Origin of the sequence: Limnohabitans curvus (assembly GCF_003063475.1) — a bacterium.
Taxonomy (GTDB): Bacteria; Pseudomonadota; Gammaproteobacteria; order Burkholderiales; family Burkholderiaceae_C; genus Limnohabitans; species Limnohabitans curvus.
In genome coordinates this window covers 1,970,711-1,988,458 of the sequence record NZ_NESP01000001.1, presented here as the reverse complement: position 1 = coordinate 1,988,458, position 17,748 = coordinate 1,970,711, and the positions used below count along the sequence as shown (strand labels likewise).

The 17,748-nt window shown below is 60.4% G+C and carries 16 protein-coding genes and 1 tRNA gene; 11 read left to right on the top strand and 6 right to left on the bottom strand.

Annotated elements, in window-relative coordinates; all coding sequences use genetic code 11:
• Positions 1-39 precede the first annotated feature (39 nt).
• From B9Z44_RS09965 to B9Z44_RS09915, 11 genes are all read left to right on the top strand, one after another.
• Positions 40-3,024 carry a xanthine dehydrogenase family protein molybdopterin-binding subunit gene (locus B9Z44_RS09965; RefSeq protein ID WP_245912804.1) on the top strand — a complete coding sequence of 995 codons (2,985 nt, stop codon included), beginning with the start codon at positions 40-42 and terminating at the stop codon, positions 3,022-3,024.
• On the top strand, positions 3,021-3,845 hold the full coding sequence (locus tag B9Z44_RS09960; protein ID WP_108402344.1) for an FAD binding domain-containing protein: 825 nt from the start codon (positions 3,021-3,023) through the stop codon (positions 3,843-3,845). The genes B9Z44_RS09965 and B9Z44_RS09960 overlap by 4 nt, the downstream gene beginning before the upstream one ends.
• Entirely contained in the window at positions 3,842-4,345 is a 504-nt protein-coding gene (locus tag B9Z44_RS09955) for a (2Fe-2S)-binding protein (RefSeq protein WP_108402343.1), read from the top strand. Before B9Z44_RS09960 ends, B9Z44_RS09955 begins: the two co-directional genes overlap by 4 nt.
• On the top strand, positions 4,338-5,876 hold the full coding sequence (locus B9Z44_RS09950; protein WP_108402342.1) for an AMP-binding protein: 1,539 nt from the start codon (positions 4,338-4,340) through the stop codon (positions 5,874-5,876). Before B9Z44_RS09955 ends, B9Z44_RS09950 begins: the two co-directional genes overlap by 8 nt.
• A gap of 36 nt (positions 5,877-5,912) precedes the next feature.
• Entirely contained in the window at positions 5,913-6,725 is an 813-nt protein-coding gene (locus tag B9Z44_RS09945) for an enoyl-CoA hydratase/isomerase family protein (RefSeq protein WP_108402341.1), read from the top strand.
• Positions 6,726-6,775: 50 nt separating this feature from the next.
• On the top strand, positions 6,776-7,942 hold the full coding sequence (locus tag B9Z44_RS09940) for an ABC transporter substrate-binding protein (protein ID WP_108402340.1): 1,167 nt from the start codon (positions 6,776-6,778) through the stop codon (positions 7,940-7,942).
• A gap of 11 nt (positions 7,943-7,953) precedes the next feature.
• The gene (locus tag B9Z44_RS09935; protein WP_108402339.1) at positions 7,954-8,847 is read left to right on the top strand and encodes a branched-chain amino acid ABC transporter permease; all 894 of its coding nucleotides are present in this window, start codon (positions 7,954-7,956) and stop codon (positions 8,845-8,847) included.
• Positions 8,840-9,826: a branched-chain amino acid ABC transporter permease gene (locus B9Z44_RS09930; protein ID WP_108402338.1), complete on the top strand. Its 987-nt coding sequence runs from the start codon at positions 8,840-8,842 to the stop codon at positions 9,824-9,826. Before B9Z44_RS09935 ends, B9Z44_RS09930 begins: the two co-directional genes overlap by 8 nt.
• Complete coding sequence (locus B9Z44_RS09925; RefSeq protein ID WP_108402337.1) at positions 9,826-10,575, top strand: ABC transporter ATP-binding protein; 750 nt, start codon at positions 9,826-9,828, stop codon at positions 10,573-10,575. The genes B9Z44_RS09930 and B9Z44_RS09925 overlap by 1 nt, the downstream gene beginning before the upstream one ends.
• Positions 10,576-10,584: 9 nt before the next feature.
• Positions 10,585-11,292: an ABC transporter ATP-binding protein gene (locus B9Z44_RS09920; protein WP_108402336.1), complete on the top strand. Its 708-nt coding sequence runs from the start codon at positions 10,585-10,587 to the stop codon at positions 11,290-11,292.
• Positions 11,293-11,553: 261 nt separating this feature from the next.
• Positions 11,554-12,695 (top strand): IS3 family transposase gene (locus B9Z44_RS09915; protein ID WP_211308669.1). Its coding sequence is split into 2 segments (ribosomal slippage): positions 11,554-11,800 and positions 11,800-12,695, totalling 1,143 coding nucleotides; the frame shifts between segments, so codons are not numbered across the junction.
• On the opposite strand, the gene B9Z44_RS09910 is transcribed toward B9Z44_RS09915, so the two are convergent.
• From B9Z44_RS09910 to B9Z44_RS09885, 6 genes are all read right to left on the bottom strand, one after another.
• On the bottom strand, positions 12,680-13,339 hold the full coding sequence (locus B9Z44_RS09910; RefSeq protein ID WP_108402335.1) for a phage integrase SAM-like domain-containing protein: 660 nt from the start codon (positions 13,337-13,339) through the stop codon (positions 12,680-12,682). The two genes, B9Z44_RS09915 and B9Z44_RS09910, sit on opposite strands and share 16 nt — an antisense overlap.
• Before the next feature lie 262 nt (positions 13,340-13,601).
• Positions 13,602-13,678 (bottom strand) — tRNA-Met (locus tag B9Z44_RS09905).
• Positions 13,679-13,716: 38 nt separating this feature from the next.
• A complete protein-coding gene (locus tag B9Z44_RS09900) occupies positions 13,717-14,631 on the bottom strand; it encodes a ZIP family metal transporter (protein WP_108402334.1) in 915 nt (304 codons plus the stop codon).
• Between the two features lie 6 nt (positions 14,632-14,637).
• Positions 14,638-15,108: a flavin reductase family protein gene (locus B9Z44_RS09895; protein WP_211308702.1), complete on the bottom strand. Its 471-nt coding sequence runs from the start codon at positions 15,106-15,108 to the stop codon at positions 14,638-14,640.
• Positions 15,109-15,129: 21 nt separating this feature from the next.
• Entirely contained in the window at positions 15,130-16,323 is a 1,194-nt protein-coding gene (locus B9Z44_RS09890) for an acetate/propionate family kinase (RefSeq protein ID WP_108402333.1), read from the bottom strand.
• Complete coding sequence (locus B9Z44_RS09885; RefSeq protein WP_108402881.1) at positions 16,320-17,747, bottom strand: bifunctional enoyl-CoA hydratase/phosphate acetyltransferase; 1,428 nt, start codon at positions 17,745-17,747, stop codon at positions 16,320-16,322. The genes B9Z44_RS09890 and B9Z44_RS09885 overlap by 4 nt, the downstream gene beginning before the upstream one ends.
• Position 17,748 lies beyond the last annotated feature (1 nt).

The following is a 17,748-nucleotide window of genomic DNA, read 5'->3' as shown; positions in this document are numbered from 1 at the left end:
CAAATAAGAAGTGCCCGCCGTGGGCACCAGGAGACACAATTGCAAGCATCCCAGGCCCAGACACCAAGCAACGCGCCCTTCGTAGGCCAGCGCCTGCTGCGCCTGGAAGATCATGCCTTGCTGAGCGGCCGCGGAGCCTACGCCGACGACCTTGGTGTCAAGCCCGGCACCTTGCACGCCGCCGTGCTGCGATCGCCTCACGCGCACGCCCGGCTCCAGGCCTTGGACATCAGCGCCGCCCTGCGACTGCCCGGGGTGCACTCGGTGCTCACCGGCGAGGATGTGCAGCGCTGGGCCCAGCCATTCGTGGTGGGTGTCAAACAACCCATGCAGCACTGGGCACTCGCCGTGGACCGGGTCCGCTATGCGGGCGAACCGGTGGCCGTAGTGGTGGCTCAGGACCGCTACATCGCCGAGGATGCCCTGGACCTGATCCGCGTCGACTACCAGCCCCTGCCCGCCGTGGTGGAGATCGAGGCGGCCGTGGCAGAGGGAGCAGTGCTGCTGCACGAGGCCGTGGGCTCCAATGTTGTCTCCGAGCGGCATTTCAGCTACGGCGAACCCGAGACACATTTTTCCGATAGCCAGCGCATCAGCACCACGGTGCACTACCCGCGCAACAGTTGCTCACCCATCGAGTGCGCTGTGGTGATCGCCGAATACATGGGCGAAGACGAAGGCTACGACGCGCTCTCCAACTTCATGGGCCCGTTTTCGCTGCATGCGGTGATGGCGCTGGCGCTCAAGGTGCCTGGCAACAAGCTGCGCCACCGCGTGCCGCGTGATTCCGGAGGCAGCTTCGGCGTCAAGCAGGCGGTCTTTCCGTATGTCGTGTTGATGTGCTTGGCCGCCCGCAAGGCCGGCGCGCCGGTGAAATGGGTTGAGGACCGGTTGGAACACCTGAGTGCTGCAACCTCGGCCACGGCGCGACTGGCCAGTATCTCGGCCGATGTGCGCTCGGACGGCCGCATCCTGGCCTTGCACTGGGATCAGATCGACGAGGTTGGCGCCTATCTGCGCGCGCCCGAACCGGCCACTTTTTACCGTATGCACGGTTGCCTCACAGGTGCCTATGACATCGCCCACTTGCGGGTGCGCAACCGGGTGGTGGTGACCAACAAGACACCCACCGGCCTAGTGCGCGGCTTTGGCGGCCCCCAGGTCTACTACGCACTGGAGCGGCTGATCGACCGCATCGCCGTGGCGCTGCACATGGACCCTGTGGCACTGCGTCGCCTCAACTATGTACGCGCCGATCAATTCCCTTATCGCGCGCCGGCCGGCGCCCTTCTGGACTCGGGCAACTACGAACGCATGACCGAGTTGGTCCTGGCCGCTGCCAACGAACAGGGCCTGTACCAGCGCCAGCAGGCCGCGCGCGCGGCCGGGCGGCTGTACGGAATTGGCGTGGCGGCGATTGTGGAGCCTTCGGTTTCCAACATGGGCTACATCAGTACCGTGCTCACCCCTGAGCAGCGGGCCAAGGCCGGGCCCAAGAACGGCGCGATAGCCAGCGCCACCGTGGCGGTGGACCTGCTGGGCGGGGTCAACGTCACCATCGCCTCGGCCCCCGCCGGTCAGGGTCACATGACCGTGTGCGCCCAAGTGGTGGCCGATGTGCTGGGCCTGCAGCCTGCGCAGGTGGTGGTCAACGTCGAGTTCGACACCGCCAAGGACGCCTGGTCGGTGGCCGCAGGTAATTACTCCAGCCGCTTCGCCGGTGCCGTCGCCGGCACGGTGCATCTGGCAGCACTCAAATTGCGGGACAAGCTGGCTCGGATCGCGGCCGAGCAATTCGGCTGTGCGACGGAGTCGGTGGTTTTTGCCGGCGGCCAGGTCTACGATAGCAACCAGCCCGCGCGCTGCCAGCCCTTCACCCGCCTAGCGGCCAACCCTCACTGGGCTCCGGCCCTGCTGCCCGAAGGCATGACCCCGGGCCTGCGCGAGACCGCCTTCTGGACGCCGGAGGTGCTCAGCGCCCCTGATGCGGCCGACCGAGTCAACACATCGGCCGCCTACGGTTTCGTGTTTGACATGTGCGGCCTAGAGGTAGATCCAGACACCGGTGCGGTGCGAGTAGACCGCTACATCACCGGGCATGACGCTGGAAGGCTGCTCAACCCGGCACTGGCTGACGGCCAGATTCAGGGCGCGTTCGCCCAAGGTCTGGGCGCGGCCCTGTTGGAGGAGTTCCGCTACGGCGGCGACGGCAGTTTCCAGTCTGGCACGTTGGCCGACTACCTGATGCCTACCGCCTGCGAGACACCTGACCCGGTGATCGTGCACCTGGAGACGCCTTCGCCCTTCACCCCGCTGGGGGCCAAGGGCCTGGGCGAGGGCAACAACATGAGCACCCCGGTGTGCATAGCCAATGCCTTTGCCGATGCGCTGCGCCCGCAACGCGACCAGGAAGATGTGCGCCTGCCGCTCACGCCGGGACGCGTGCTGGCGCTGCTGCAGCCCGCCGACCCGGCACCACGGGAGATGCCGCGCCCGGCCGCAGCGCTTCCTGCCGGCGACGGCATGGCCTTGCAAGCGCAGGGCGAGGTGGACATTCCAGCCCCGCCTGAGCAAGTGTTCGCAGTCCTGCTCGACCCGGTGGCGCTGGCCCAAGTCATTCCGGGCTGCCATGCGCTGCAATTGAGCGGACCCAACCGTTACCGCGCCGAGGTTACCGTGGGTGTAGGTCTGGTGAAGGCCCGCTACGAGGCCGAGATCATCCTCTCCGACATCAATGCACCACACAGCCTGCGCTTGTCAGGCAGCGGCCGCTCCTCGCTGGGCACGGGTGCAGGCGATGGCTTGGTCACCCTGCAAGCCATCGATGGCGGCACCCGACTGCGCTACGACTACCGCGCCAAGGTGGGCGGCAAGGTGGCCATGGTGGGCAGCCGCATGCTTGAAGGAGCGGCGCGCATCATCGTGGCCCAGCTATTCGAGTCCCTGGGCCGCCAGGCCAGCGGCACGTCAAGGCCCCCCGTCTGGTGGCGCCGCGTTCTTCGTCTACTGGGAGTGCGCGCATGAAGCCCGCAGCGTTTGACTATGTACGCGCCGACAGCATGGAGGCGGCCTGCGCGCTGCTGGCGGAGCACGGCGATGAAGCACGTATCCTGGCCGGCGGCCAGTCGCTGATGGCCGTACTCAACATGCGCTTGGCTCAGCCCGCGTTATTGATTGACATCTCGCGCAGTGCCTCGTTGGCTCGCATTGAGGTGCGCGATGGCCAGCTTGAGGTGGGGGCCTCGGCGACCCAGGCCGCGCTGGAATGGCGCCCCACTCTGACGCAAGAACTGCCGCTGCTACCGCTGGTGTTTCCGCATATCTCGCATGTGCAGATCCGCAACCGCGGCACGGTCTGCGGCTCGGTGGCGCATGCCGACCCTTCGGCTGAATTGCCGCTTTGCCTGCTGGCCTTGAAAGGCAGCGTGGTGCTGCGCCGTCACCAGGGCCAACGGGTGCTGCCGGCCGAACAATTCTTCACCGGCATGCTCAGCACCGCCCGAGCTGGCGACGAGTTGCTGCAAGCTGTGCGTTTTCCGCTGGCTCAGCCCGGTCAGGGATTCGGCTTTCGCGAATTTTCGCGCCGCCATGGCGACTTCGCGGTCTGCGCGGTGGCCGCTGTGGCCGATGCCCAAAGCCTGCGCGTGGCTGTGGGCGGCGTGGCCGACCGGCCGCAGCTACGGGAATGGCCACTGTTGGACGGCAGCGCACTGGACGATGCGCTCAACGAATTCGCCTGGGCGCTGGACGCCCGGGATGACCCTCAGATCAGCGCAGCCGCGCGCCGCCACCTGGTGCGCCGCTTGGGGCGCCAGGCTGTGGAACAGGCAAGGACACCCCTATGACACACCCCACTCTCAGCCGGACTCAGTTGCACCCGGTCACCATCGAACTCAACGGTCGCACCCGCCAGGGGCACAGCGCGCCGCGCATGTTGCTAAGCGACTACCTGCGTCATGAACTGGGCCTGACCGGCACTCATGTCGGATGTGAGCACGGCGTGTGCGGAGCCTGCACCGTGCGCCTGGACGGCGTGGCCTGCCGTTCCTGCCTGACGCTGGCGGTGCAGGCCGACGGCCGGCGGGTCGACACCGTGGAGGGCCTGGCCGGTGAAGACGGCGTGCTGTCCGAGTTGCAGGCAGCATTCAAACGACACCACGCGCTTCAGTGCGGCTTTTGTACGGCCGGCATCCTGATGTCCAGCGCCGACTGGCTTGAGCGTCTGCGCGCGCAGGGCCGCCGACCCACCGAACAGGAGGTGCGCGAGATGCTCTCCGGGCATTTGTGCCGCTGCACAGGCTACACGCCCATCGTGAGCGCCCTGATGGAGGTGGCACATGCTTGATTTAGGAAGAACTTTTTTACAAAGCTTCGAGCGAGCACCCGGGGCCACGGCTCTGGTCGATGGCGAGCAGCGCCTGACGTATGCGCAGTGGGCGCAACAGATAGGCGCCGTGCAGCGTGGCTTGACCGCGCTGGGTCTCAAGGCTGGTGACCATCTGGTGTCAGTGCTGCAAAACCGCATGGAGGCGGCCACGCTGCATTGGGCCTGTCAGTTCGCAGGCATCGTCATGACGCCACTGAACTGGCGCGCTAAACCTGAGGAAATCACGCACTGCCTGAAGGACTCTGGCGCGCGCGTGCTGGTTTATGAACAGGTCTGTTCCTTAGCGGTGAGCGAAGCCATGCAGGCCCGGCCAGCGACCCTGGTCTTTGTTGGTGAAGGTGAAGGTGCAGGCACCCCTTATGCCGATTGCTTTGGCGGCGAGGCGATGCCTGTGCCGCAGGCCACTGCGCAAGACCTCTCACTGATGCTCTACACCTCTGGCACTACCGGCGCCCCTAAGGGTGTGCCGCGTCGGCACCGGGCCGAACGTGTGGCCGCACTGGCCCACGTGGCACAAAACCAATATGGTTACGGCGAGCGCACGCTGGGCGTGATGCCGCTCTATCACACCATGGGTGTGCGCTCGCTGCTGGCACTGGCACTGGTTGACGGTTGCTTCGTCTGCTTGCCGCAGTTTGACGCCGCTCAGGCGCTACGCAGCATCGCGCAGGAGCGCATCACCCACCTCTACCTGGTACCTACGCTCTACCACGACCTGCTGGCCCACCCCAGCTTTGCAAGCACCGACGTGCGTACGGTGCGCCGCCTGGGCTTTGCCGGCGCGCCGATGCATGACGCGCTGCTTCAGCGGCTGCAGCAGGCCTTTTCACCCGAGCTGTTCGTCAACCACTACGGCAGCTCGGAGATCTACACCTTCTCGCTCAATCAGGACGCGGTGGGCAAGCCCGGCTCGGCCGGTCGTGCCGGCATCAACACCCGCTTGCGGGTGGTGAAGCTGGAAGGAAAGTCGGTGGATGCCCTGGCCGCACCCATGGAGGAGGGTCAGATCATTGCTGACATGCTGTCCGACGAGGCCTTCGAGGGTTACCACAACCGGCCCGAGGCCAACGACAAGAGCCTGCGCGAGGGCTGGTACTTCACCGGCGATACCGGCTATGTCGATGCCGACGGCGACCTGTTTGTCACGGGTCGGGTCGACGACATGATCATCAGCGGTGGCGAGAACATCTCGCCGGTAGAAATTGAATCCGTGCTATCGCTGCATCCGGCGGTGGACGAAGTGGCCGTTGCCGGCTTGAAGGATGAGCGCTGGGGTCAGCGCGTGGTGGCCTTCGTCAAGCGCAAGCAGAGTGTCTCGTCCGATGGGCTAGACCAGTACTGCCGAACTTCCGCTCTGGTGAACTTCAAGCGCCCGCGCGAGTACATCTTTGTCGACGAGATCCCCAAGTCGCCGGTCGGCAAGGTGCTGCGGCGCAAGCTAGTCGCTGGCGAATACCTGCCTGAAGCCAATCCGGCCCAACCGACCTGACCCCTTACTTTCCAGTTTCAACCCAAGGATCCCTTCATGAATCTCTCCGACTTGCAACACCCCGCCATTACACTGAGCAGCGAGCTTGACGGCTTTCGCGTCGAGATTGACGCTAAAGGCGAGCGAGCAGACATCGTGCTCAACCGTCCGCCCTTCAACGTCATCAGCATGCTGCAGCGCGAGCAGCTACGCATTACCTTCGAGGCGCTGGATGCCAACGACGCGGTGCGCGTGATTGTGCTGCGCTCAGAAGGAGATCATTTTTCCAGCGGCGGCAATATCAAGGGCTTCCTGGAAGCCACGCCTGAGCACGTGGCCAAGCTGGCTTGGAACATCGCTGCACCGGCGCGCTGCAGCAAGCCGGTGATCGCGGCCAACCGTGGCTACTGCTTTGGTGTGGGCTTCGAGATCTCTCTGGCCTGTGACTTCCGCCTGGTCACCCCGACAACGCTGTACGCGCTGCCTGAGCAGAAGCTGGGTCAGATCCCTGGCTCCGGTGGCTCGGCACGTTTGCAAAAAATGGTGGGCATCACCCGCACCAAGGACATCGTGATGCGCTCGCGCCGCATCCTCGGCCAACAGGCTTATGAGTGGGGCGTGGCCACCGCCTTGGTGCCTGATGCAGAGCTGGAGCAGGCCACCGACCAACTCGTTGATGAGCTGCGATCCTTCTCGCCACTGGCCCAGCGCACCGCCAAGAAGCTACTCAACGACACAGAGGATTCGCCATTGACCGTGGCCATTGAGCTCGAGGGACATTGCTACTCGCGCCTGCGTAGTTCCGAAGATTTTCGTGAAGGCGTCGAAGCCTTCCATGACAAGCGCGCCCCGAAGTTCGTCGGCCTGTGAGCCGGCGACTATTTTTCCCAACCTGAAAACAAAACCGAAGGAGACTAGAGATGACAACAAAACTAATTCCCGCCTTGATCGCCGCCGCCGTCAGCGTCGCCGCTCAAGCCCAGACGGGTCCTATCCGCGTTGGTGTGGTCACGCCGTTGTCGGGCACCTATGCCGGCATTGGCCAGCAGGTGAAGTGGGGCCTGGACCTGGCCGCCAAGGAAATCAACGCTGGCGGCGGCGTGATGGGCCGATCTATTGAACTGGTCTATGAGGATGAGGAAGCCAATCCAGCCGTCGCTGTGCAAAAGGCTGAAAAGCTATTCCAGGTCGGCAAGGTTGACTTTCTGACTGGCACCGTGAACTCCGGCTCCACGCTGGCCGTGGGCCAAGTGGCCGAACGCAACAACCGCCTGATTGCCACGACCGTGTCTTTTGCTGACTCGATCACCGGAGACAAGTGCTCGCCCAATGTGTTCCGTGTGAACGCCCGCGCCGGCATGCAGTCGGCCGCGTTGGCCGACTGGATGGCTGCCACCAAGCCCAACGCCAATGTGTTTTATCTAGGTCCTGACTACGAGATGGGTCGCAGCACCGTGGCGGCCTTTAAATCGGCCGCCGAAGGCAAGGGCGCCAAGACTGTGGGTGAAGTTTTCGCTCCTCTGGACAACAAGGACTACTCACCCTTCTTCGGCCAGATGCGCTCAGCCCGTCCGACGGTGGTCTACACTTCGGTAGCCGGCAACGACACGGTACGTCTTTTTACCCAGATGGCCGAATTCGGTCTGAACCGCAATGTGCAGGTGGTGGGCGCCTCGGGCACGGTGACCTCACAGAACCTGCAGGCCATTGGCAAAGCGGCTGACGGCTTTGTGACCGGTGTGGGCTTCTCGCCCAACATCGACAGCCCCGAGAACAAGAAGTTCGTCGCCAGCTTTGAAGCAGCCAACAAAGTCCAGCCTGATCTGTATGGCGCCGACAGCTACGGCGTACTTTTCTTCTACAAAGCGGCAGTCGAAAAAGCCAAGAGCACCGAAACAGACCAGGTACGCGCAGCGATGCGTGGCCTGCAGTGGGCCACTCCGCAGGGCGTAAAAACCATGCGTGCCGGTGACCACCAGGCCATGCAGGACATGTACGCGGTACGCGTGAACGGCGGCAAGTTCGAGATCGTCGGCAAAGTGGCAGCCAACGCCGCTATCGGCCCCGATACCTGCACCAAGTTCTGAGGACTTTCCCAATGATCGACGCCCTCGAATGGCTTCAGTTCGTACTTGCGCCTCAGATGATCAATGGCCTGTCCATCGGCGTGGCGGTGGTGCTGATGGCGCTGGGTTTGACCATCATCTTTGGATTGCTGGATGTCATCAACATGGCGCACGGCGAGTTCTACGCCATCGGCGCCTACCTCGCCGTGGCCTTGCTGGGCCTGGGGCTGTCGTTCTGGTGGGCGCTGGCGCTCACCCCCATAGTGATGGCTGTCTTAGGCTATGTCACCGAGCGGGGGCTGATCCAGCGCGTCTTTCACAGCAAGGATAGGCACACGCTCACGCTGTTGCTGACTTTCGGTGTGGCAATCGTGCTGGAGGATGTTCTCAAGATTGTCTTCGGGGCTAACCCGCTGCGCCTAGAGACGCCAATTCAGGGCGCCACCGAGGTCGTAGGCCTTTTCTTTCCGAACTACAGGCTGTTCGTGATGGCAGTCGGCGGGCTGCTGATTGCCGCGGTCTGGCTGCTGGTGTTCCGCACATCGCTGGGCGCCATCGTTCGTGCGGCGGCGTTCGACCGCCACATGAGCGCCTCGCTGGGTGTGCCGGTCTCGCGCGTTTACGCTTCCACCTTCGCCTTTGGCGTGGCGTTGGCCGGCATCGCGGGGGTACTGCTGGCGCCGATCTACTCGGTGTTCCCCACCATGGGCCGCGATTTCGTATTGATCGCCTTCAGCGTGGTCATCATCGGCGGCATGGGTTCGATCAAGGGTGCGGTGCTCTCTGGTCTGCTGCTCACGCAGATCCAGTCCATCTCCAGTTTGTTCATTTCCCCTGTGTGGAACGACCCTCTGCTGTTCGGCATCATGGTGCTGGTGCTCATGTGGCGTCCTCAGGGACTTTTCGGAAAGCTCGGTCATGCATGACAGTGCCACCTCCACGCCGGCAGTACGCCTGCTGGCCATCGTCTTTTTTGTAGGCGCGCTGGGCTTTGCCGCAGTGGCGCTGTTGTTAGGCGATGTATTTTTTCTGCGTCTGGCCACAGAGGCTCTTATTTTCGGCGGGCTGGCACTTTCAGTTGACCTGCTGCTCGGCGGCGTGGGTCTGCTGCCACTGGGCCAGGCGCTGTTCTTCGGTCTGGGCGCATATGTCTCAGCGCTGGTACTCAAGGAGTGGCACGCCTCGTTCTGGCTGGCCCTGAGCGTAGCCCTGGCTGCTAGCGCGTTGGCCGGTCTGGTGGGCGGCATCATCGCAATTCGCGCCAAGGGCGTTTACTTTGCGCTCATTAGTTTCGGGCTGGCCCAGGTGGTCTCCAAGGTGGTGTTTAACACCCGCGAGCTCGGAGCCTCGGACGGCATCATCGGCGTGCCCGCGGCCGTCATAGCGCCAGGCCTGGATTCGGGCCACCCCGGTGGCTTCTTTCTGGTCACGCTGGCGGCGATCTTCGCGCTGTACGCCGGGCTGCGCTACCTGATGGACACGCCGCTAGGGCGTCAGCTCTCAGCCATTCGCACCAACGAGCACCGCGTGGCCTTTCTGGGCTTTGCCACTTGGCGCTTCAAGCTGATGGCTTTTGTGGGGGCAGCCTGCATCGCCGGGCTCAGTGGCGCGCTTTACCCGATGCTGCGCGGCTTCGTCTCTCCCGAGCTGATGTTCTTCCAAGTATCAGGCAATGCGGTGATCAACGTCATCGTCGGTGGCACCGGCACTTTGGTAGGGCCGCTGTACGGCTCAGCCCTGCTCACGGGGCTGCGTTCGGTCGTGGGCTCCTACACCGCACACCACCATATCGTCATCGGTCTGCTGTTCGTGGTGGTGGTGATCATGTTTCCGCGCGGTCTGATGGGCTACCTGACGCCGCTACTACAACGCAGGCTGGACGCCCGCAACAAGGGAGAGCGCTGATGCAGCCGATACTGAGTGTGCGTGGTTTAGGGGTGCGCTTCGGCGCGCTGCAAGCAGTCAACGACGTCAGTCTGGACGCCCAGCGCGGGAAGATCACTGCGATCATCGGCCCCAACGGCGCCGGCAAAAGCAGCCTGTTCAACTTGATCAGCGGGGCGATCGCGCCCTCGACCGGAAATGTGCTCTTTGAAGGCGAGGACGTCACAGGCGCATCACCCGACCGCATGCTGCGCGCCGGGCTGGCCCGTTCGTTCCAGATCACCAATCTGTTTTTTGAGCTGCCGGTACGCGAGAACCTGCGATTGGCAGCCCAGTTCCTGGAGCAGGGCCAGGGCTGGTTGCGCCCCGTGGGCTCATCGTCCAGCGCCGGGGCCAGGGTAGACGAGTTAATTGCGCAGTTCGACCTACAGGCCCAAGCTGATGCGCTGGCCGGCTACCTCTCCCATGGCGAGCAGCGCCGACTGGAAATCGCCGTCGCGCTGGCCGCGCGCCCACGCATGCTGCTGCTCGACGAGCCTACCCAAGGCATGAGCCATGCCGACACCCAGGAGACCGAGGCGCTGATCCGCAGTCTGGCAACCGAGCACGGCCTGAGCATCCTGCTGGTCGAGCACGACGTGGAATTGGTGATGAACCTGTCGGACCACGTCGTGGTGATGCACCAGGGGCAGAAACTGGCCGAAGGCACACCCGCTGAGGTACGCGGCAATGCCAGCGTCCAGGCGGCCTACTTTGGCGAACATAAATAGGAAATCAGCATGCTAGAACTGCGTGATGTACATACTCACTATGGCCTTAGCCATGTGCTGCAAGGCATCGACCTGCGCGTCGAGCCGGGCGAAGTAGTTGGCCTGTTTGGCCGCAATGGCGTGGGCAAGACCACGGTGATGAAGACCATCGCCGGCTGGGTCCAACCATCGCAAGGTGACATTCACTTTGAATCCCGCCCGCTGGCCGGCATCCCGGCCGAGCAGATCAGCCGTCAGGGCATCGGCCTGGTCCCTGAAGACCGGCGCATATTTCCGGGCCTGACGGTGGAGGAAAACCTTCGCCTTGGCTTTATGCAGGCCCCCGGCATGAGCCGCGCTGAACGCCAGCGCAAGCTCGAAGCCACCTACACCCGATTCCCGCGACTGGCCGACCGGCGCCGCCAGATGGGCACCACACTGTCCGGTGGCGAGCAGCAGATGCTGGCCATCGCCCGGGTGCTGAGCGGGGCGCCCAAGCTACTGCTGATAGACGAGCCCACCGAAGGCCTGGCGCCGATGATCGTGGAGGACCTCTTTCGCCTGATGCGCGAGCTGACGCAAGACGGTATCGCCATCGTGCTAGTCGAACAAAACGTGCATCTGGCACTGGAATTAACTGACCGCTTTTACTTGGTTGAGCGCGGCCAGATCACGCTGTCCGGCGATGCACGCGAGACCACGGCCCGCGCCGAGCTGATAGAGCGCATCAGCGTCTGAGCCAATGGCCGATCACGAACCGCGGGCGCGGTCACAAAGGGCTTGAATTTTTTACTTAGTGTCATCTTCAAGCACTTTCTGTTGCTTAACCGTGCAGGCGCCAGTTGCAACCGGCTGAACACTCCTTTCCCCTTTCGGGGAAGGCAGGGATGGGGGATGTTTCACCTGCTCAAGCGCCGCATACGCTTCACTGAACCCGGGCTGGCATTCCCCCAAATCAGTAGACAAATATGATGTCAAAACTGAAATGGAGAATTGCAAATGCAACGAGCGAAATATGCCCCTGAGTTCAAAGACGAGGCAGTCAAACAAGTCATCGATAAAGGCCACTCGGTTGTCGATGTAGCCAAGCGACTAGGCATTGCTGAAGGTGTTCTGTACACGTGGGTCAGTAAGTTCAAAAAGGCTGATGAACCATCTACCAACGATCTAAAGGTGCTGCAAGCCGAGATGGCCAAGCTCAAGGCTGAGCTAAGACGCACTACCGAGGAGCGCGATATCCTAAAAAAGGCCGCCGCGTACTTTGCAAAGCAGTCCGGGTGAAGTACGCATTTATTCAAGCCCACCGATCCGAATTCAAACTCACCAGCATGTGCCGCGTTCTCAAAGTTCACCGCAGCGGCTACTACGCTTGGCTGCATGAGCCGCTCTCAGCAAGGGCAAGAGCCAATGAGGTGTTGACGGCAAAGATCAAAGAGTTCTACGACCAGAGCATGGGCATCTACGGCAGTCCGCGCATCTTCTGTGACCTGCGTGAAGCTGGCGTGGCTTGTAGCGAAAACCGTGTGGCGCGGCTGATGCGTGTGGCTCAAATCAAATCAGTTCGAGGCTACAAACGCCCTAGGTACAAAGTGGGCAAGCCTTCATTGGTTGCGCCCAACCAGTTGCAGCGCCAGTTCCAACACGACGAACCCGACCAAGCTTGGGTGACGGACATCACGTATATCCGCACACATGAAGGGTGGCTGTATTTGGCGGCTGTACTAGATTTGCATTCGCGTGCGGTGGTGGGATGGAGTATGGGCCCACGCATGCAGACGAGCTTGGTGCTGGATGCATTGACGATGGCGGTGTGGCGCAGAAGGCCAAAGGACTCAGTGATCATCCATTCTGACCAGGGTAGCCAATTTGGCAGCGATGAGTTCAACCGCTGGTGCAAAGACAACCGACTGAGCCCGAGCATGAGCCGTCGAGGCAACTGCTGGGATAACGCGGTTGCTGAATCGTTCTTCAGTAATTTGAAGAGCGAACAAATCAAGAAGCGGATTTACCAAACTCGGGCTGAAGCTAAGTCGGACATCTTCGATTACATCGAGGGTTTCTACAATCGAGTTCGACGCCATAAGCACCTCGATCAACTCAGCCCCTATGAGTTCGAGCGGCAGCGTCAAACTGCGCTATGAAAAGTGTCTAGAGGTTTGGGGGAATGCCAGCTTGGGAACTTGGGTATTTGCTGAATCACATCTGTCTCATACGCATGGTTCAAGACTTTGCGAACACAGACTAAGTACTGATGAATCGTGATGTTTGAGTGCTCTTCATTGCTCAACAACTGAACGAATCTAGAAATGTCTGAGTACCCAACATCTTTGATGCTTCTGTCTTTGAAAAAGGGAACAATCGTTTTGTACAGACGGTTTTCAAGCGTCTTGAGACTTGCTTTTGAAAACTCCCCACGACTGACTCTCGCTCGCTCTACAGCGAGTGTGGGTTCTACAAAGTCTCTGAACAACAGTTCTTTGTTGACTCGCTTGGGCGTCAATTCAGTCAATGACGCACCGTAAATCTCAGCTACTGTGTGATGAAAGAACTCTTTAGCTGCGTTCTTTGCGACTGAGCGATTCGTGGTTCTGAGACTCTTTGTGTAGGTCTTGTTCTTGAAGTAGCACTTGACTTGCCAAAACGGGCTCGCATTCGTCAGATAGATGCGTAGCTTGCTTGGGTAGTTTTGTATTGGGGTGACTGACTCAGGGATCTGACTCGTTTGATGGCGTTGGGGCTTGAACTCAGTGTCGTTGGCTGCTTCAAACTCTCTGAAATCACGCATGTGCTCAGAATACTAGTTGAACACTTAGGTACGCAAATTTATCTAGGGGAACAAGTTAGAAGTCAGGCACCTACTTGCCCATCAACTCGCCCACAGTTGTCCTTTGAAATGACAACTTGCCATTCAATAAAACAGGCTGAAAACTGTCTTTTTCTGTCTCAGACTGTCTGAATCTTTAGACAACATGGAACCTGTCAACTTGACACTCAAAGTGACGGCACAAAGAAAAAACCCACAGTCGCAAAACTGTGGGTTTTTATTTTGGTGGTGGTAGCGGGATTTGAACCTGCGACATCAGCATTATGAATGCTGCGCTCTAACCAACTGAGCTATACCACCGAATCAAGGCAGCATTGTAAACCAATTTGCATGCGGCTTTACTCGAGCACCTTGAACAAGAGTGCTGAAAAGAAGCCGCTCAAAGTGGCCAAACCAACCCAGTTGGGCGGTGCCAAATGCGTGGCTTCGGGCAGCATGGCGGCACAAATCATGGTGAGCATGGCACCTGCGGCCAGGCCTTCGATGAAGACCATGGCGTTGTGCGGTACCCACTCCCCCATGATGGCGCCTAGCGCAGCAGCCACGCCGGTCATCAGCACCAAAGAAAGCCACATGATCAAAATGCGTTGCACGCTCATGCCCTGCATGCGCATCTGCGCCGAGCTCGACAAGGCTTCAGGCAAGTTGGACAAGAACAAACCTGCCAACAAGGTGTAAGGCAGCACCTCCCAAAACACCACGGGCGTGCCCGCATGAGCGCTGACCGTCACCGTGGCCATCAACACCGTGCCGACCACAAAGCTCTCGGGTAAGCCATCAAGCAAGTTGCCCAACCAAATGGCGACGGCCGCGTTGTCGTGTGAGGCGTGTTTTTTCTCTAGATCTTGCCCCGTGGGCAAAGGCTGCGTATGGTGCTGGGGCAAGTGGGCCCGCTCGTGCATGATTTTCGAAATCAGAAACGCAGTTTTGCGCAAGTAGCCGCCATGCTCAATCAGTACCCAGTCAAGCAGCACAAAAATAATCCCGCCCACAAACGCACCCGCGACGAGGTGGAAAAAATTGCGGACTTCGTGAGCGCGGATTTCAGCCGTGCTGGCCTGCATGAAAGCATCAATGGACGGCGCTACCAATTCAATGGCCAAAGCCGACAGCAAGGCACCGGCACCAAATGCTGCCATCAAGCCAACAATGCGTTTGGGTATCTTGAAGTAAATGCCAATCAAAGCACCGATCAGCAAAGAGATTGAACACATCACGCCAAGGATGAAGGCCCAGGCAACAACGATGTCCATACGGGCTTAGTCTTCCAGAGGCGAAAGCACGCCAAAACTGCGCTGTGCATAAGCCAAGCCATGGCCGGCTTGCACACCGAAGTCGAGCACTTCACCGATCAGGATGTCATGGTCACCAGCTGACACCACTTGGGCAATGCGGCAATCAAACCAAGCAATCACGCCGTCTAAACGCGGATGCTGGTGAATGCCACGCACTAGGCTTTGGTCTGCAAAGCGTTCTTGTTGTGTCCCTTGCGCAAACTTGAGTGCCACGTCTTTTTGCTGAGCCCCCAACACGTTGACCATGTAGCCACCCGCTTTGACGAAGGCTTCGTGGCTGAGCGAACTTTTGCGCACGCTCCACAACACCATGGCGGGATCCAGCGACACGGTGTTGAACGAGTTGCAAGTCATGCCCCAGTCTTGGCCTTGGGTGTGCGCCGTCACCACCGTCACACCGGTGGTAAAGCAACTCATGGCGTCTTTGATATTCACGCGATTCCTTCAATTCAGTTCTTAGAGAAACGCCAAAGCGTCTTGTGCGGCCACGCGGCCTTCGTCGGTGGGGACCACCCACACCTCAATCTCGCTATTGTCGGCGTGAACCGCAACGACGCTGTCGCCTGTGGCTTGGGTGTTGCGTGATGCATCCATATGGACGCCCATGTAAGCCAAAGCATCGCACACCTGTTGACGCAGCACGGCATCGTGCTCACCAATGCCGCCGGTGAAGGCCAGTACGTCAAGGCCCCCAATACAGGCGCTCAGCGCCCCCACTTCGCGCACCACGCGGTGTGCGAACAAGTCGGTGGCAAAACGTGCAGCAGCAGAGCCCGCTGCACTTGACGCGCGCAAGGTGCGCATGTCGGCACTCTCGCCCGACACACCCAACAAGCCGCTTTGCTTGTAAAGTAATTTTTGAATTTGGTCGTGGCCCCAGCCTTGTTCCATCAAATACAGCAACACACCGGGGTCGAGCGCGCCGCTGCGTGTGCCCATCATCAAGCCGTCTAAAGCCGAGAAGCCCATGGTGGTGGCGCGGCTTTGGTGCTGCGTGGTGGCGCACACGCTGGCACCGTTGCCCAAATGCGCCATGACCGTGCGGCCCGCGGAGCGGGGGGATTCACGCTGCAGAACTTGCGTCACGTATTGGTAAGAAAGCCCATGAAAGCCATAGCGACGCACGCCTTGCTCGGTGAGCTGGCGGTCAATGGCAAACGTGGTTTCGAGTGGCGAGAGCGTGCGATGAAACGCGGTGTCAAAACAAGCGATCTGCGCGACGTCTGGAAACGACTCGGCAAACGCCTCAATGCCCGCCAAGTTATGGGGCTGATGCAAAGGTGCCAAGGCATTGAGCGAGGCCAGCTGAGTCAGCACCTCGGACGTGACGCGCACGCTGCTCGAGAAATAGCTGCCACCGTGCACCACCCGATGGGCAATGGCCTGGACTTTCAAATGCGTGAATCGTGTGGCCAGCAATCCCTTGAGTGTGTCGAGCGCTGTGTCAAACACATCTTGCTCTGGCTTCACCACCACCGGCGCTGACGCTTTGTTTTGGCCCGTGGCGCAAAAGCTGATGCGAGGCTGACCCGACGGCTCTAGACCTTCGATGTTGCCTGTGACCTCGGCCTCACCAATGCCCGCACCTTCAATGGGGTACAGCGCAAACTTCAGGCTGGACGAGCCCGCATTGACGGACAGAATGCTCATGCCGAATGTGTGCGGTTGTGGTGCGCAATCAGCTTGGCCAACAGCGCAGAAGCACTGCGCGTGGAAGCCGAATCTGCACGGCTGGTCAACGCAATCGGCACACGTGCGCCCAACACCACGCCCGAACCGCAAGCGCCTGCTAGGTATTCAAGTTGCTTGGCCATCATGTTGCCCGACTCCAAATCGGGGGCGACCAAGATGTCTGCTTGACCTGCTACAGCGGAGGCAATGTGTTTGATTTCAGCCGCATGTGTGGACACGGCGTTGTCAAAGGCCAGCGGGCCATCAAGCAAGCCGCCTTTGATTTGGCCGCGGTCGGCCATCTTGCACAAAGCAGCCGCATCAATCGTGGAGGGAATGCTGGGGTTCACGGTTTCCACCGCCGACAAAATGGCCACCTTCGGCGTTGCAACACCCATGATTTGCGCAAACAAAATCGCGTTTTGCACGATGTCCGCTTTTTCGGCCAAGGTCGGTGCGATGTTCAGCGCGGCATCGGTGATGTACAGCGGCTTGGGGTACATGGGCGCTTCAAAGCGAAACACATGCGACATGCGTCGGCCCGTGCGTAAACCTTTTTGCGACACCACGGCATGAATCAACTCATCGGTGTGCAAGCTGCCTTTCATCAAGGCTTCTAGCTTTTTGTCTGCCGCCATTTGCGCAGCCAACTCAGCCGCCGCGTGGCTGTGCTCGACATCGATCACGTCGATGCCTGTCAAATCAATGCTTGCTTCTGCGGCCACAGCGCGCAGTTTTTTCTCTGGGGCAATGAGCACCGCATGAATCAAACCTGCGCGGTGGGCATCCATCGCGCCCTGCAGTGAATCCGCATCACACGGATGCACCACACCGCAACGCACAGGCTCAAGATTAGCGCCCATGGCTAACAAATTGGCATGACGTTGCTCAGGGTCAAACAAGCTGATGTGTGGCGCATGCACACGGGGCATGCGCAACTTTTCGGTCGGGGCCATGACACGCGCAATGCCATAAAGCACACGCTCGCCTTTTTGGTTCACCAACAAGCAGTCAAGATCCAGGGTTTTCTTTTCGTCGTTTTTGGCCGTGCAGGTGACGGTCACGTTCAAGGTGTCGCCAACTCGTACAGGGCGACTGAAGTGCAGGTTTTGTTCGAGGTAAATCGTGCCTGGGCCTGGAAACACCGTGCCCAACAAACTGCTGATCAAAGCACCGCCCCACATGCCGTGGCCAATCACGCCATGAAACAAGGTGGCATTGGCGTATTCAGGGTTCAGATGTGCGGGGTTGATATCGCCCGACACCGCAGCGAACGCTTGGATGTCAGCCAAGGCCAAAGTACGCACCATGCGCGCTGCCTGCCCCAACACGATGTTCTCGTAAGGGTAGTTTTCTAGCCACTCGTTGTTGGGGTCATTCGTGGTTTCGGTGATGTCGTTCATG